Below are 15,503 nucleotides of genomic sequence, written 5' to 3'. Positions count from 1 at the left end.
ACGCGCCCGCTCAGTCCGTGGAGGCCGCCTCGGTCAGGCGGGCTTTACGGGTCCGGCGAGGACTTCCCTGCAGCCGCACCTCGGGCAGGCCCAGCACGACCAGCAGGCTGATCAGGCTCAGCGCGGCGGACAGCAGGAAAATTTCGGAAAGGGCCAGCGACAGCACTTCGCGCAGTCCGCGCAGGACGCCCTCGACCAGTTGATGACCGCCAACGGCCTCGATTTGCCCCTGCAGACGCGAAAGCTGATCAGGGCTGGTCAACAGCTGCGGACTGGCCACTTCGTCTTGCAGCTGTGCGGGCAGACGGCTCGCCGCGGACGGCAGATGGTCTTTCAGGTCGTGGGTGAGGTGGGCGGTCATCAGGGTGCCGAACACCGCCACGGCCAGCGTACCGCCGATCTGCCGGAAGAACTGGTTGGCGCTCGTGACCATGCCGAGTTGCTCTGCGGGGGTGGCGTTCTGCACGGCTAGGGTCAGCAGCGAATTGACCGGACCCATACCCAGGCCCAGCAGCACCATCACAAGGGTGGCCTGCCACGTGGGCGTGTCCACGCCCAGGCGGCTGGTGAGATACAGCGCCACGGTGGTGCAGGCCACCCCAATGACCACCAGCGTCTTGTAGCGGCCTGAGCGCGATACCAGCTGACCGGCGATGGTGCTGGTCAGCACCAGTCCCAGCATCAGGGGCGCCAGCACCGCTCCTGATCCGCTGGCAGAGCTGCCACGCACGCCTTGCATGTAGAGGGGCAGGTAGAGGATGGCCGCGTTGAGTCCGGCGGTGGTGAGAAAGCCGGTGACGTTGGCCACCGCGAAGGTGCGGTTGCGCAGCAGTTGCAGGTCGATGATGGGATGGGTTGCGCGCAACTGGCGCCACGCGAAGGCCACCCCGAAGGTCAGCGCGGAGGCCAGCAGGCCCAGCATGACCGCAGAAGTCCAGGGGTACGCGCTTCCGCCCCAGCTCAGGGCGAGCAGCAGCGGCGTGACACACAGCACCAGCAGGGCGGAGCCCGGCAGGTCGAGCGCGCGTGGGGTGCTGGCGCGCCGGGCCTGAATGAAGCGCGCAATGATCACAAAGGCCAGCACCGCGAAGGGCAGATTGACGAAAAACACCCACCGCCAGCCCAGGTGGTCGGTCAGGAATCCGCCGACCAGCGGTCCGACGATGCTCGAAATGCCCCACACGGCGCCGGTGTAGCCCTGGTACCGGCCTCGCTCGATCGGGGTGAAGATGTCGCCGATGGTCACAAAGGCCATGCTCATCAGGGCGCCGCTGCCCAGCCCCTGCAAGGCGCGAAAGGCAATAAGCTGCTCCATGCTCTGCGAAACGCCGATCAGCACCGAGCCCAGCGAGAAGATCACGATGCCGCTCAGCAGCACCGGGCGGCGGCCGATGTTGTCGCTCAGCGTGCCGACGAGGGGAATGATCAGGGTGGAGGTGAGCGCGTACGCGGTGAATGCCCAGGCGTACAGATCAAAACCCCCGAGATCGGAAATTACGCGCGGCATGGCCGTACCGACGACCGTCAGGTTGAGCGAGGCCAGAAACAGCACGGTCAGCACGCCAAAGAAAGCCAGTCGCTTGTCGCGGGGTGACAGGTCAGACACGGGCGACCTCGCCTTGCAGGTGCCCTTCCAGCGCGCGCAGCGCCTCCACGGCTTGCGCGACCACCTCGGGTGGCAGGTGAGCGTAGCGGGCAGCCAGGACACGCCGGGTTTCGTCACGGCGGCGCTGCAGCGCCGCCGTTCCCCGCCCGGTGAGCACCAGCCGGAAACGCCGCAGATCGTCGGGATCGCTTTGGCGCTCCAGAAAACCGTGCTCCTGCAATCGGGTGATCAGGCGCGTGACAGTCGCTGCCGGAAGATACTGGCGCGCGGCGATGACCCCGGGGCTGGTTTGGCCTTCGCTGATGCTGATCAGCACCAGCAGTTCCTTGATGCCGAGGCCGAGCGATTCTTGCAGCGGTTCGTCGATTTCATTGTGCAGCAGTCGACCGAGGCGGATCAGCAGGCGGGTCATGTCGAGCAGTTCGGGAGCGGTAGATGACATACTTCCATTTGAAAATATTTCACTTGGTAAAGATAGGACCCAGGCACCTTGTGCGGCGGGTGGCCGCCGCACACTGCACCGACCGCAGCTGAGCTATACTCCTGGGGCGTCACCGGGGGTGTCCCGCGCTCATGCGGGACTGAGAAATACCCCAGGAACCTGATCCAGTTCATGCTGGCGGAGGGAGCGTGACCGCGCCGTGAACCCATCGGCGGACGCACGTTGCTCTACCCTTCCCCGAGCGGACGCAAGGGGGCTTTCTTATGCTGCGAATTTTGGTTTCCACCTTTCTGCTGAGCGGTCTGGCTTCTCAGGCCCTCGCCGCCGAACTGAGTGTCATCACACACGACTCCTTCAGCGTCGACAAGAAGCTTCTCGCCCAGTTCGAAGCGGCCCACAACACCAAGGTCCGCCTGATCAAGGGCGGAGACACGGGCGCAATGGTCAACAAGCTGATCCTGACCAAGGAGGCGCCCATTGCCGATGTCGTGTACGGCATCGACAACACCCTGCTCGGCAAGGCGCGGGCGGCGGGCATCCTGGAACCGTACAAGAGCCCGCAGGCCAAGAACGTTCCCGCGCGCCTCACGCTGACCTCCGACGGGCTGCTCAACACCGTCGACTACGGTTACGTCGCCCTCAATTACGACAAGGCTTACTTCGAAAAAAACAAGCTGGCCTTGCCGAAAAGCCTCGATGACCTCACGAAGCCCGAGTACCAGGGCATGCTGGCCGTGCAGAATCCTGCCACGTCGAGCCCTGGTCTGGCCTTTTTGCTTGCCACGGTCAAGCACTTCGGTCCCGAAAAAGCCTGGACCTGGTGGAAGGCCATGAAAGACAACGGCCTGAAAGTCACCCGCGGCTGGAACGACGCGTACTACACCGAGTTCACCCGAGCGGGCGGCAAATATCCCATCGTCGTGAGTTACGCCTCCAGCCCCGCCGCCGAGGTGTTTTACAGCGAGAAGAAAATCACCGAGAGCCCCACCGCCAACCTGTTCCTGCCGGGCAGCACCTTTTTGCAGCTCGAAGGTGTGGGCATCCTGAAGGGCACCAAGCAGCGCGAACTGGCACGCCGGTTCGTGGACTTCATGCTCTCCCCGGAGGTGCAGGCCGATTTTCCGACGCGCATGTGGGTCTACCCGGCGCGTGAAGGGGTCAAGCTCGACCCGGTGTACCAGCACGCCCAGACGCCTCAGGGTGTGACAGCCCTGGGAGCAGCCGAGATTCGCATGAACGCACAAATCTGGACGGATACCTGGACGCGCCTCGTCGTGCGGGGGCGCTAAAGTCCGGTGAACCCCAGGGCGCCGCGCCGGGCCACCCTGCTGGGATGGGGGCTGGCGACGCCGGCCCTTGTCCTGCTGGCGGCCTTTCTGGTGCTGCCGCTGGGACGCCTGCTGCAGGAGGGCGGCGTGGCCTGGCACGCCTGGAGCGAACCGTATTACCAGGAGCGGCTGGCCTGGACGCTGCGCCAGGCAGTGGGCACTTCGGCGCTCGCGGCCCTGCTGGGTGTGCCGCTGGCGTACCTGCTCTCGCGTTTTGACGTGCCCTTCAAGGCGTCCATTCTGCGTGCGCTGCTGCTGCCGTTCGTCACACCCACCCTCGTGGCCGCCATGGGGCTGCTCGCGCTGTTCGGGCCGCGCGGCTACAGCGGGCTCGACCTGACCGAAAGCGCCGCCATCGTGATTCTCGGCAACCTGTTTTTCAACTTGCCCTTGATGGTGCGGCTGTCATACGCCGGCTTCGCGCGTGTTCCCCCCAACCTGATCGCCGCCGCCCGCACCCTGGGCCAGTCGCCCCTGCGCGCGGCCCTGTCAGTCGCGCTGCCGCTCGCGCTTCCCGGACTGCTGGCCGGGGCCACCCTGGTGTTTTTGTACAGCGCCCTCAGTTTCGGTTTGCCGTTTCTGCTGGGGGGCAGCAAGTACGCCACGCTCGAAGTCGAAATCTACACCCTCACCGCCTATGAGCTGCGTCTCGCCGACGCGGGAGCGCTGGTCGGCGTGCAGCTGCTGGTGACCATTCTCGCCACGAGCGCGTACCTGTGGCTGGCCGCCCGCAGCGTGGCCCTGCAGCCAGGCCGTCAGACGTTGCCGAGGGCGCGCGGAAGCGTCGCGTTGCTGCTCGCCGCGTTGCTGCTCGTGACGCTCGCGGTGTGCTTCGGCCCGCTGCTGGCCGTGGCCGTGCGCTCCTTCGTGGGCATGGACGGCTTCACCTCGGTTTTCTGGCGCGGACTGTTTCGTGAGCACGAACCCAGCCTGAGCCTGATGCTGCGCAACACCCTGACCTTTGCCTTCGTGGCCCTGGCGGGCGCGCTGTTTTTCGGCGGTCTGCACGCGCTGGGAACCTGGCGCGCCCGTTCACGCCTGCTCGATCTGTTGTCGCTGCTGCCCCTGATGGTCTCCCCGATCAGCCTGGCCGTCGGGTATCTGCTCCTGTACCCACGGCTGCGCGCCGAATTGCCACTGCTGCTGGCCGCCTACGTCCTGCTGGCCGCGCCGCTCGTCACGCGCAGCCTGCTGCCCGCGTTGCGTGCGCTGCCCGTGCAGCTGCTTGAGGCGGCACGGAGTCTGGGCAGCTCTTCGCCACGCGCCTGGCGAACGGTGGCGCTTCCGCTGGTGGCACCAGCCCTGCGCGGCGGGGCCGCCCTGGCGCTGGCAACGGTACTGGGAGAGTTTGCCGCGACACTGGTCCTTTCGCGGCCCGAATGGGCGACCCTCAGCATTGGCATTGCCGAACGCCTCGCGCGCCCGGGAGCGCTCAACCTCGGCGAAGCGTGCGCGCTCGCGACGCTGCTGATGGGGCTATCGCTGGCGAGCTTCACGCTGCTGGGCGGCAAAGGGGAAGTGGCGTGAGCGCGCTCGCCCTGGACGTGCGAGAAGTCCACAAGCACTACGGCGGTGTGCGGGCCCTGCAGGGCGTCTCACTGTCGCTTCCAGGGGGTGAAACCCTCGCACTGCTCGGGCCGAGCGGCTGCGGGAAAAGCACCCTGCTGCGACTGGTGGCCGGACTCGAACACCCGGACGCCGGACACATCGTGATGGACGGCCGTGACGTCACCAACGCGCCTCCCGAGCGGCGCGACCTTTCGCTGGTGTTTCAGGAGTATGCACTGTTTCCGCACCTCAGCGTGCTGGGAAACGCCGCCTACGGTCCGCGGGCGCGCGGTCTCCCGCGTCATGAAGCACACACGCGCGCCCGTGCGGCCCTCGCCCTGGTGAGCCTGGCACAGCTGGAGAGGCGGCGCGTCTCGGAGCTGTCCGGCGGCCAGCAGCAACGGGTGGCCCTGGCACGGGCCCTGGCGCCCCGGCCCCGCCTGCTGTTGCTCGACGAGCCTCTTTCCAACCTCGACGAGCGCCTGCGCGGCGAACTGCAACTGGAGCTGCGCGCGCTGTTCGCGCGGCTGGACGCCAGCGTGCTGCTGGTCACCCACGATCAGCGCGAAGCGCTCGCGCTTTCGAACCACATGGCCCTGATGCGCGCCGGGCGCATCGTGCAGTCGGGAAGGACCGCCGACGTCCATGCCCGGCCACATAGCGCCTGGGCGGCAGCATTTCTGGGGCACCGCAACCTGCTGCCTCGTGGCCGCGAGGTGCTGCTGGTTCCCGAGGAAGCCATCGAACTCGACGCGGGTGAGCCCTATCCCGTGTCCGAAGCGCGCCCAGGCGACAGTGGCGTGCGCCTGCGGGTATCCCATGACTGGGGCGAGCTGCAGCTGCACCTCAGTGCCCGCGAGGCGCAGCGAAGCCTGACGTTCGACCGGGCCTTTGTGCGCCTGCGGGTGCGCCAGGAAGCCTGTCGTCTGCTGCCCGACGACCTCGCCGACCCCCCGGGCGGTCAGGCGTGATACAACGGTCCACGATGTCCGGTCTGTCCCCGCTTGCCTTCGACGAAGCGTTTCTCTACGAAGAGCTGCCTTCCCTTCGAGAAGCGCACGAACCGAAAGCGCACGAACCGGCGTGAAGGTCTGGATTCTGGCGGGAGGCCGCCTGGTCGCCACGCCCGAACTCATGCGGCTGCGCGCCGTGCCGCCCGCCCTGGTCGTGGCTGCCGATGGAGGCATCGAGCACGCCCAGATGCTGCAGGTCACGCCCCACCTCTGGGTGGGTGATTTCGACTCCAGCCTCCCCACCGACCCTCGCTTCACGCACATTCCCCGTCAACCGGTGGCACGCGACAAGGATTTCACCGACACCGAACTGGCACTGCACGTCGCCCGGGAGCGTGGCGCTTCGGAGGTGACCGTGTGGGGTGCATTCGGTGGACGCTTCGACCACACGCTGGCTTTGGCCCTGCTGAGTGTGCGGACGTCGCAGGCGGGCCTCGCCGTGCGGCTTCACAGCGGCGACGAATCGGCCCGTCCGCTGCTGCCCGGTCCGCCTTGCACGCTGGCGACCTATCCCGGTCAGCTGCTGAGTGTCCTGGCCCTCGACGACTTGCGCGGCTTGCGAATTCAGGGCGTGCGCTGGCCTCTTGCGGGCGTTGACGTTCCGGCAGGCTCCGGCTGGACGGTCTCCAACGAGGCCGCCGGGAACACGGCGCTGCTGAGTGTCGGTGTGGGCCGGGCGCTGATCGTGCAGCGCTGGCCGCACGCCTGAGGAACGCTCCCACATCCTGGGCTCAGCGCCACGCTCCTGTTTCCCTTCACAATGAAGGCATGATCCGAAATGCGATGGCCGGTTGTCTGGGAGGCGCCCTGCTGATGGCGCTGGTGCTGGGACTCGCCGGGTATTTTCTGGTATGGCGTCCGGCGCAGGCGTTCTTGCAGAACTTCAACGCCTTCACCGTTCCATTCACCGGGCAACCCAACCAGAACGCAAGCAGCAACCAGAATCCTCCCCCCCAGAGCAGCGTTCCTCCGGCGCGCGACGAGGTACGGCTGACAAGCGCGCAGGTTCAGCAGTTCGTGCGGGTGCGCCGCAGCGTCCGCGAAGCGCTCGGTCAGGACTTCGAGCGCCTGCAGAACACCTATCAGGAGTTTGCCGCCGGGCAGCCCCCCGGCACCCTGGAAATCCTGGGCGTCCTGCGTGACGCTGGCGGCTTTATCGGCCGCGCCCGCCGTGCCCAGCAAGACGCGCTGACTCGTGAAGAGCTGAGCGAAGGTCAGTACGCCACCATCCGCCGTGAAGTCAACGGCGCGCTGGGCGTTCCCGAGCTTGACCTGGGCGCCGCCGCACGCGCGCTGCAAAGCGGCCAGCTGCCCAGCTTCAATCAGGTGGTACGCCCACCCAACGCGCGCAATGCCAGCGTGCTGCAGCCTTATCTGCCCGAGCTACGCTCTACGGCGGCGCTCGGCCTGATAGGCTTATAACAGTTCACTTCGCACTGAAGCTAGCTCGACTTTCACCGCGTTTCGTCACGCTTTCAAGGAGTGCATCATGAAACAGGGTCTTCGCCGGAATTTCGCACTCGTGCTGCTGGCCATCACCACCAACGCCTTCGCTCAGGAGCTTCCTGCCGGTCCCGGGCGTGACCTGGTGCAGGGCAAGTGCCAGGCCTGCCACGACCTGGCACGCGTCACCAGCAAACAGTACGACCTTGCCCGGTGGACTGCGACCGTGAAGCGCATGCAGGGATACGGTGCCCAGGTCAGCGACGCCGAGGTGCAGCAGATTGCCACGTACCTCGCCACCCACTACGGACCGCAGGCACAGGCCGGAGCGACTTCGCAAACCCCGGCCACGGCAACTCCTGCCGCCCCGGCTGCGTCCACTGCTCCTGCCACCGCTCCGGCTGCCCCCGCTGCCCCCGCCGCGCCACAAGTTGTCGTGAACGACGCGGTGCGCAAGACCGCCGTGCTGACCGTCGTGGCCGGTCAGGGAGACGCCAACGGCGGGCTCAACTTCAACGGTGCCGCCAAGGGCGAAAAAACCTTCACCGTCCCGCTCGGCTGGCGCGTCGAGCTGAAATACAGCAACGCGGGCGCCATGCCACACAGTGTCATTCTCGTCGCGGGCGACAAGCTGCCCGCACGACTGACCCCTGCCTTCCCGGGCGCTTCGAGCAAGGTGTCCAGCGCGGGTGACGCAGTACAGACCGTGCGTTTCCGGGCCAGCAAAGCGGGCGAGTACCTGCTGGTCTGTGGCGTCGGCCAGCACGCCTCGCGCGGTCAGTTCCTGCGCTTCGTGGTGTCGCCGGACGCCAAAGAAGCCAGCTTCAAGTAAATCTCACCCGAGGCGGGGAGTGTGTAGAGAATCCTCCACATTCCCCGCCTCAGGCTCTACCCTCACATCATGATCACCGTCGCAAACCGCATCTACGTCAACCCTGACTTCGCTGAAGCCTTCGAAGCGCGTTTCCGGGAACGCGCGGGTCTGGTCGACCAGATGCCAGGCTTTCTCAGCAACTTCGTTCTGCGACCCACCAAAAGTGGTGAACCTTATATCGTGCTGACCTTGTGGGAAAGCCGCGAGGCCTTCGAGGGCTGGACGCAGTCCGACGCCTTTCACCAGGGTCATGCCCGCTCGGGAAGCCTGCCGCGTGAGGCCTTCAGCAGTCCGAACATCCTTGAAATCCACGAGGTGATTTCCCACGCACAGACGCAGAAACTGTGACAACGAGCCCTCAGTAAAGCTCTCAGGTTGGCTGTCTTCAGCCGCGCTACCCTGAGGTATCCACATGTATTCCGACGGAGGTCTGTCATGAATCGCCTGCTGTTACTGTCCCTGGGGCTTGTTTCGCTTGCCGCCTGCGCACCCAATCAGGTCAACCCCAACAAAGTCGGGAAGATTGTCAACGTCACCAGCGGCGAAGAAGGCCGCCTTCTGCTCGGCGGCTACGGTACGGTCGCCGGCAGGAACACCGCGCGCATCGAGTTCGCTCAGAACGCGTATCAGGGCGAATACAACGTTTTGGCCTCTTCGGACGCGCCACCGCGTGTCGGCGTCAGCGCGGGTGTCTCCTTTTCAAACGTGGCGCCCCCCGGGTACTTCTTCTCGGTGGGCACGCGCGCCTCGAACCTGCGCGACGGCAGCCTCGTGGTGCGCAACGGAAGTCAGGTCATCACCTGCCGTTTCGTGGTTGATCACAACAACAATGGCAACGGTGAATGCACGGACGGGGCCAACGCGCGCTATACTATCCAGTTCTAGCAGTAAAGAAAACAGGAAGGCATAAAGCCTTCCTGTTTTCTCTGCTCGACCCGGTCGTTCGAAGATCAGCCGATTTTCGTGCTTACACTTGCTGGTGACCTTTGCAGGCAGTGCGGCCTGCCCGTCCGGGAATCGGCCAGTTAATCGTACTTACACTTGCTGGTACATTACCGCGCGTTTGACTTCCTCGATCAGCTGGGTGACGGGAATTTCACGCGGGCACGCCTCGGTGCAGTTGTAGGCCGTGCGGCAACGCCACACGCCGGTGTTCTGGTTGAGGATGTTCAGCCGCTCAGAGGTGCCCTTGTCACGGCTGTCGAAGATGAAGCGGTGGGCCTGCACGATGCTGGCCGGACCCAGGTAACGGCCGTTGACCCAGAAGATCGGGCAGGAAGTCGTGCACGCCGCGCACAGGATGCACTTGGTGCCCTGGTCGAAACGCTCGCGGTCTTCCTGGGTCTGCAGGCGCTCACCCGCCGGAACCGGATCGTCGTTGATAAAGAACGGCAGCACGGCGCGGTAGCTCTCAAAAAAAGGCTCCATGTCGACCAGCAGGTCCTTCTCGACTTTCAGGCCACGGATGGGCTCAACGGTGATGGTACCGCCGTCCTTGGCGAGGTCCTTGATGAGGATCTTGCAGGCAAGACGGTTGCGCCCGTTGATCAGCATCGCGTCGCTGCCACAGATGCCGTGCGCGCAAGAGCGGCGGTAAGTCAGGGTCGGGTCGACGTACCACTTGATGTGGTTGAGCAGGTCCAGCACCCGGTCGCCCGGTTCGCACTCGACCTTGTAGGTTTCCCAGTGGGCCTTTTTGTCCTGTTCGGGATGGAAACGGTGAATTTTCAGGTTGACGTGCATTCAAACTCCTCGCGGAGAACACTTCGAGGTGAGGATGGAGGGTGTGGGTGTTCCCACCATCATGCTAGAGCGTTCAGGCGCAGCGCAGCGCTGCCAGCGTAACAAACTCCGGTAAAGCCGCTCAGTACACGCGCGGCTTGGGCTCGAAGCGGCCGAGCACCACGTCCTTGTACCCGATGTTCACTTTGCCGGGCACGTTCATGTTGCGGTAGGCCATGGTGTGCTTGAGCCAGTTGTCGTCGTCACGGTCCGGGTAATCCTCACGGGCGTGGGCACCACGGGATTCCCTGCGGTTCAGGGCGCTGGCCGTCATGGCTTCGGACACGTCGAGCAGGTAACCAACTTCCAGCGCCTCGGTCAGCTCGGTGTTGTACCTCAAGCCGGTGTCGGTCACGCTCACGTTCTTGTAGCGCGCCTGCAGCTCGCGCAGGATTTCCATCTGGGTGCTCATCGTCTCGTCGGTGCGGAACACCGAGACGTTGTCCATCATGGTTTCCTGCAGTTCCTTGCGGATACGCGCTGCATTTTCGGTGCCACTGCCACTGCGCAGACGCTCGATCTCGGCGGTCGCGAAGTTGTCGGCGCGAGCAGGCAGTTCCTCGTAGCCCACCTCGGCGGCGTACTTTGCGGCGGCCACACCTGCCCGCCGTCCGAACACAATCAGGTCACCCAGGCTGTTGGTCCCAAGGCGGTTGGCACCGTGCAGGCTCACGCAGGCGACCTCGCCGGCGGCGTAGAGGCCGCGCACGATGTCGGTGCTGCTGGCGAGGCACTCACCGTCGATGGTGGTGGGGATACCGCCCATGGCGTAGTGCGCGGTGGGCTGAATTGGCACGGGGGCCAGCACGGGGTCCACGCCCAGGTAGGTGCGCGCGAAGTCGGTGATGTCCGGCAGGCGTCCTTCGATGATTTCCCTCGGCAGGTGGGTCAAATCCAGGTGGACGTAGTCCTTGTCCTTGCCAAGACCGCGCCCCTCGCGAATTTCCATGTAGATCGCGCGGCTGACCATGTCACGCGGCGCGAGGTCCTTGATGGTCGGCGCGTAGCGCTCCATGAAACGCTCGCCGCTGTCATTGCGCAGAATGCCACCCTCACCGCGCGCGCCCTCGGTGATCAGGATGCCCATCTTGGCAATGCCAGTGGGATGGAACTGATAGAACTCCAGATCCTCCAGGGGCAGCCCCTTGCGGTAGTAGATGCTCATCAGGTCGCCCGTAAGGGTCTGGGCATTGCTGGTGACCTTGAAGGCGCGGCCATAGCCACCTGCCGCGAGCACCACGGCCTTGGCATGGAAGGTATGCACCTCGCCCGTGGCGATGTCGTAGGCGACCACACCACGGCAGATGCCTTCCTCGATGATCAAATCGAGCACCTGGTACTCGTTGAAAAAGGTCACGCCGCTCTTGACGCTCTGCTGGTAGAGCGTCTGCAGGATCATGTGACCGGTGCGGTCCACGGCGTAGCAGGCACGCTCGACGGGGGCCTTGCCGAATTCCTTGGTGTGACCGCCGAACTTGCGCTGGGCGATCTTGCCGTTGGGCAGGCGTGAGAAAGGCAGTCCCATGTGCTCGAGTTCGTAGACGGCCTCGATCACGTCCTTGGAAAACACCTCGGCCGCGTCCTGGTCGGTCAGGTAGTCGCCACCCTTGACGGTGTCGAACATGTGCCATTCCCAGTGATCCTCACTGACGTTGCCAAGGGCGGCGCCCACCCCACCCTGCGCCGCGCCGGTGTGGCTGCGGGTCGGGTAGAGCTTGCTGATCACGGCGACAGAGACATTTTTGTTCTTGCTGGCGTACAGGGCCGACATCAGGCCCGAGCCGCCCGCGCCCACCACGAGGACATCGTAGCGATGGTGCATGCGCGCTCCTTTACTGAGGTCCCGCGAACTCGGGCGAGATGGTGAACAGGCCGATCGAACCGATCACGAAGATGATCGCCACGACCGTGTAGAAGATGGTCTTGACCCAAAAGCGGTTGGGCCGGTTGCGCACGTAATCCTCGATCGAGTAGCGCGCACCGTTGACGCCGTGCAACAGCGCCAGGCTCAGCAGCAGCCAGTCATAGAGCTTCCAGACCGGTTGCGAAAGCTTGTACACCACCGCGTCGAAGGTCGCGTCGGCCTCGCTGACCTGCAGGAAGGTCATGTAGATGTGACCCAGCACCAGGAACACCAGGATCAGGCCACTGACCCGCATGAAGATCCACCAGTTCAGCTCGGCGTTGGTGTGCGCCTGGTTCTTGGCATCCTGGAAGGTTTTGGCGCGTGTCATCCATGTCCTCCCAGCAGGCGCAACCCGACGACGTAGGCCGCGTAGGCGCTGCCCAGCAACGTCAGGAACAGCGTGACGTACCACAGCTGACGCTGGTAGGCGAGCCCGCGCCCCGTGAAATCCATGATGACGATGCGCAGTCCGTTGATCGAGTGGTACAGCACGCCTGCTGTCACGAAAATCAGGCCGATCGAGAAAATCGGGATTTCGTACACGGTGTGGAGCGCCATGTAGGCGTCTTCACCGAGCATGAACAGTGAAATGCTGAGCACGTGAATAAGTAGATAGGCCAGGATGGCCAGTCCGGACAGGCGGTGGAGATAAAAGGCCCACTGCCCCTCTCTGCCTCGGTACATCCAATTCCTCCTTATCGCCCGGATCCCTTAAAACTCGGCATTCGCGCGTTTTATCCGCTCCACAGAATAGCATCAGAGAATGCCCGACACACTGCCCCAGGCCCCGGAGGAAAAGAGCGACTGTAGCGCAGGCCGATGATGAATTCCGGCATAGCCTGCAATCACCCGACCGCCGTGGGGCAGCGATCTTGTTGACGCCAAAAGCGCCTGACGCTAGCATTCGCTCTTGTACCCGCCGGGGCGCGGCAGGTGTTGCGCGATGATGGCGTGAGCACCCGGACGAGCGGAATCGGAAACTGGATACTCGGATGGCTCGGGAGGTCACTGAACGTGGAACTGTTTGGTTTTGGACCGCACTTGATGATCGACGGCTACCATGCCAGCACGGACGCGCTGCGCGACGAAACGCTGATCCGCACGGTGCTCTCGGAGCTCAGCGCACAGCTCGGCCTGGGTCAGCTGTCCGAGCCCGTGGTGCAGCAGCATGAGGGCTCAGGTCCGGAGGACAGCGGTGTCAGTGGCGTGGTGGTGATCGCCGGATCGCACATCTCGCTCCACACCTTTCCCGAACACGCGTTTCTCCGGGTCGACGTCTTCTCCGGCAAGGAGTTCGACGTTCAGAAAGCCCTGAATTATCTGATCGAACACTTCGAGGTGGGCCGCTACACCACGCACTTCATCAATCGCGGCAAGGAATTCCCGCGAGATGCCGCAGCGCTGCAGCGCATGCTGAGCGGCGAGCGCGAGTATGTCGGGGCGCGCATCGCGTAAAAGCGCTCAGCCACGGGACAAGAAACCGAAAGCCGGCCGCCAAGGAGCGCTACGCCAGTACCTTGCCCCGTTCGAGCAACGTCATGGCCAGTACCGGCGAATACGTATCGATGGTCGCGAGCAGTTTTCCCTCGGGCGAAAAGCGGCGCAACGTCTGCGCGCCCTGACGAATGCAAAACAGCGTGCCCTGATCATCGATTCCGATCAGCCAGGGCGCCTCTGTCGCTTCACCCTGCGAGGCGTCAATGGGAAAAACCGCACCGGTCTTGCCATCCTGCTCGATCCGCCGGATCTTGGAGGCCTGGGCGTCGGCAATGTAGACCGCACCCTGGGAATCGAGGGCCAGACCGTCGAGCGGTCGCAGCACGTCGCTGGTGCGGTCGAGCTTGAACGCCAGTCGGGAGAGATAACGGCCATCACCGGACAGGCGCTGGACTTCACGGCTGCCGACGTCCAGAACAAAAATGTCACCGTTCCGGCTGGCCGCGATGGTCAGCGGCTTCTCGAAACGGCCACGGCCCGAGCCTCGCCCGCCAAAGCGGCCGTGATACTGGCCGCTGTGGCTGTAGACCGAGACGAAGCAGGTCTCGGCGTCCAGCACGTACAGCTTCTCAGCGGTGCTGCACATCGAAATTGGCTGCAGCAGTTCGCCTTCACCCATACCGTACCGACCGAAGTGGGCCACACGCCGGCCGCCCTGATCGAGTTGGTAGATCATGCTGGGGACCTGCGCGCCGGCCCGGTACGCCAGCACGCTGGCATACAGGTGACCGCGTGCGTCGCTGGTCAGGGCGAGCGGCGCCGCCGGCAGACCACCCTCGCTTCCCAGGTCCGCCAGATTCTGGCGCAGACGGCCCATCACGTCCAGCAGGCGCAGCGTTCCCTGTTTTTCCTGGACGCTGAGGGCCAGCGCCCACGGATCGGTGAAGTCGTCTTCCTGCAGCAGGTTCGCGTCGATGGCGGTGAGAATGTCCTCGACTGAGGGGCGCGCAGCCGGGTCCTTGTCGATCATGCGCAGAATCAGCTCGCTCAGCTTGCCCGGCACGTCCATGCGCACCTGTTTGGGAGGACGTGGCATCTCGAAGACCTGCTGGTGCACCACCGCTTCGTAACTGCCCTTGAAGGCCGTCTCCCCGGTGACCATCTCGTAAAACAGCAGACCCAGGCTGTACACGTCGCTGCGGGCATCGACCTTGTTGCCTTTGGCCTGCTCAGGGGCCATGTAAATCGGCGTACCGACCCGCGCGCCGGTCATGGTGAGGCGGGTCAGCACCTTGCCGACCGCGATGCCGAAATCCATCAGCTTGATGCCGCCCTCACGCAACTCGCCAGCGCGAAAGGCGCCGCGCAGCACCATCACGTTGGACGGTTTGAGGTCGCGGTGCACGATGTTCTGGGCGTGAATATGGCCGAGCGCACCCGCGAGGGCCCGCACGACCTGCACGCTTTCGGCGAAGGTAAGCGAGCGGGTCTCCAGAACCTGCTCGAGCGTCTCGCCGTCGAGGTACTCCATGGCGATGTAGTGCTCGCCTTCCTCGGCCTTGTAATCAAAGACCCGCACGATATTGGGATGCGCCAGGCGGCGCAGGACTTCAGCTTCGCGGTAAAAGCGTTTCACGAACTTGGCGTCGGCCAGGTACTTTTCCTGGGGAACCTTCAGGGCGACGGTCCGTGCATCGCTGAGCCGGCGTGCGCGGTAAACATTGCCCATGCCCCCGATCCCGATGCGTTCAAGCACCTCGTAGTCGCTGAGGCGGATTTCGGTGGTCGTCGGGCCGGTCAGCACAGGAACGGCCCGCTGCGTCTTGATTGGGCGCGGGCGCTTCCCTGGACGGGGCAGACGCGTCAAGGTCAGGCCGCTGCCGACGAAGCCCGTTCCCAGCAGGACCCCGCCCGCCACCAGCGCCGCCTGAGCACGCGAAAGGTCACCCAGAACGGCGAGCAGGACTGCGCACAACAGCACGGAAAGCGCGCAGAACGCACCCAGTGCACGCTCGGGCAGACGCACCCAGAACAGCGCGCTCACCAGAAACAGGGCGACCAGCAACACCATGCTCACCGATGTCCCTCCGGGCGTTGAGCGATTCCGCCGACCGGTGGTGTGGT

16 protein-coding genes and 1 riboswitch are annotated in these 15,503 nt (G+C 64.6%); of the genes, 9 read left to right on the top strand and 7 right to left on the bottom strand.

Features of this window, described 5'->3' with window-relative positions; genetic code table 11:
* Positions 1–10: 10 nt before the first annotated feature.
* The gene (locus tag DEIPE_RS14005; RefSeq protein ID WP_015236631.1) at positions 11–1,606 is read right to left on the bottom strand and encodes an MDR family MFS transporter; all 1,596 of its coding nucleotides are present in this window, start codon (positions 1,604–1,606) and stop codon (positions 11–13) included.
* Positions 1,599–2,048, bottom strand: a complete 450-nt coding sequence (locus DEIPE_RS14000) for a MarR family winged helix-turn-helix transcriptional regulator (RefSeq protein ID WP_015236630.1) — start codon at positions 2,046–2,048, stop codon at positions 1,599–1,601. The genes DEIPE_RS14005 and DEIPE_RS14000 overlap by 8 nt, the downstream gene beginning before the upstream one ends.
* Before the next feature lie 104 nt (positions 2,049–2,152).
* A riboswitch (TPP riboswitch) is annotated at positions 2,153–2,252 on the top strand.
* 59 nt (positions 2,253–2,311) lie between these two features.
* On the opposite strand from DEIPE_RS14000, the gene DEIPE_RS13995 reads away from it, so the two are divergent.
* The 8 genes from DEIPE_RS13995 (at position 2,312) to DEIPE_RS13955 (ending at position 9,139) form a co-directional block, all read left to right on the top strand.
* Complete coding sequence (locus DEIPE_RS13995; RefSeq protein ID WP_015236629.1) at positions 2,312–3,337, top strand: thiamine ABC transporter substrate-binding protein; 1,026 nt, start codon at positions 2,312–2,314, stop codon at positions 3,335–3,337.
* 6 nt (positions 3,338–3,343) lie between these two features.
* Entirely contained in the window at positions 3,344–4,903 is a 1,560-nt protein-coding gene (locus DEIPE_RS13990; RefSeq protein ID WP_015236628.1) for an ABC transporter permease, read from the top strand.
* On the top strand, positions 4,900–5,895 hold the full coding sequence (locus tag DEIPE_RS13985; protein WP_015236627.1) for an ABC transporter ATP-binding protein: 996 nt from the start codon (positions 4,900–4,902) through the stop codon (positions 5,893–5,895). The genes DEIPE_RS13990 and DEIPE_RS13985 overlap by 4 nt, the downstream gene beginning before the upstream one ends.
* A 112-nt stretch (positions 5,896–6,007) precedes the next feature.
* A complete protein-coding gene (locus DEIPE_RS13980) occupies positions 6,008–6,646 on the top strand; it encodes a thiamine diphosphokinase (RefSeq protein ID WP_015236626.1) in 639 nt (212 codons plus the stop codon).
* Positions 6,647–6,705: 59 nt separating this feature from the next.
* Positions 6,706–7,359: a hypothetical protein gene (locus tag DEIPE_RS13975; RefSeq protein ID WP_041230915.1), complete on the top strand. Its 654-nt coding sequence runs from the start codon at positions 6,706–6,708 to the stop codon at positions 7,357–7,359.
* 67 nt (positions 7,360–7,426) lie between these two features.
* Positions 7,427–8,212, top strand: a complete 786-nt coding sequence (locus DEIPE_RS22385; protein ID WP_015236624.1) for a sulfocyanin-like copper-binding protein — start codon at positions 7,427–7,429, stop codon at positions 8,210–8,212.
* Positions 8,213–8,281: 69 nt separating this feature from the next.
* Positions 8,282–8,602 carry an antibiotic biosynthesis monooxygenase family protein gene (locus DEIPE_RS13960; RefSeq protein ID WP_015236623.1) on the top strand — a complete coding sequence of 107 codons (321 nt, stop codon included), beginning with the start codon at positions 8,282–8,284 and terminating at the stop codon, positions 8,600–8,602.
* A gap of 87 nt (positions 8,603–8,689) precedes the next feature.
* Positions 8,690–9,139 (top strand): hypothetical protein, encoded by a 450-nt coding sequence (locus DEIPE_RS13955; protein ID WP_015236622.1) that lies wholly within the window; start codon positions 8,690–8,692, stop codon positions 9,137–9,139.
* A gap of 150 nt (positions 9,140–9,289) precedes the next feature.
* Here the strand turns inward: DEIPE_RS13955 and DEIPE_RS13950 are convergent, their stop codons facing one another.
* The 4 genes from DEIPE_RS13950 to sdhC all read right to left on the bottom strand — a co-directional run bounded on the left by DEIPE_RS13950 (position 9,290) and on the right by sdhC (position 12,626).
* Entirely contained in the window at positions 9,290–9,997 is a 708-nt protein-coding gene (locus tag DEIPE_RS13950) for a succinate dehydrogenase iron-sulfur subunit (protein ID WP_015236621.1), read from the bottom strand.
* A 121-nt stretch (positions 9,998–10,118) separates the two neighbouring features.
* Positions 10,119–11,858 carry a succinate dehydrogenase flavoprotein subunit gene (sdhA, locus tag DEIPE_RS13945; RefSeq protein WP_015236620.1) on the bottom strand — a complete coding sequence of 580 codons (1,740 nt, stop codon included), beginning with the start codon at positions 11,856–11,858 and terminating at the stop codon, positions 10,119–10,121.
* Between the two features lie 10 nt (positions 11,859–11,868).
* Positions 11,869–12,270: a succinate dehydrogenase hydrophobic membrane anchor subunit gene (locus tag DEIPE_RS13940; protein ID WP_015236619.1), complete on the bottom strand. Its 402-nt coding sequence runs from the start codon at positions 12,268–12,270 to the stop codon at positions 11,869–11,871.
* Complete coding sequence (gene sdhC / locus DEIPE_RS13935) at positions 12,267–12,626, bottom strand: succinate dehydrogenase, cytochrome b556 subunit (RefSeq protein ID WP_015236618.1); 360 nt, start codon at positions 12,624–12,626, stop codon at positions 12,267–12,269. Before sdhC ends, DEIPE_RS13940 begins: the two co-directional genes overlap by 4 nt.
* Positions 12,627–12,956: 330 nt before the next feature.
* Between sdhC and speD the strand changes: the two genes are divergently transcribed.
* The gene (gene speD / locus DEIPE_RS13930) at positions 12,957–13,397 is read left to right on the top strand and encodes an adenosylmethionine decarboxylase (RefSeq protein WP_015236617.1); all 441 of its coding nucleotides are present in this window, start codon (positions 12,957–12,959) and stop codon (positions 13,395–13,397) included.
* 49 nt (positions 13,398–13,446) lie between these two features.
* On the opposite strand, the gene DEIPE_RS13925 is transcribed toward speD, so the two are convergent.
* A complete protein-coding gene (locus DEIPE_RS13925) occupies positions 13,447–15,450 on the bottom strand; it encodes a serine/threonine-protein kinase (RefSeq protein WP_157449031.1) in 2,004 nt (667 codons plus the stop codon).
* Between the last annotated feature and the right edge of the window lie 53 nt (positions 15,451–15,503).

Origin of the sequence: Deinococcus peraridilitoris DSM 19664 (assembly GCF_000317835.1) — a bacterium.
In the GTDB taxonomy this organism is placed as follows: Bacteria; Deinococcota; Deinococci; order Deinococcales; family Deinococcaceae; genus Deinococcus_A; species Deinococcus_A peraridilitoris.
The sequence above is the reverse complement of the archived record's forward strand: the minus strand, read 5'-3'. Positions and strand labels throughout refer to the sequence as shown.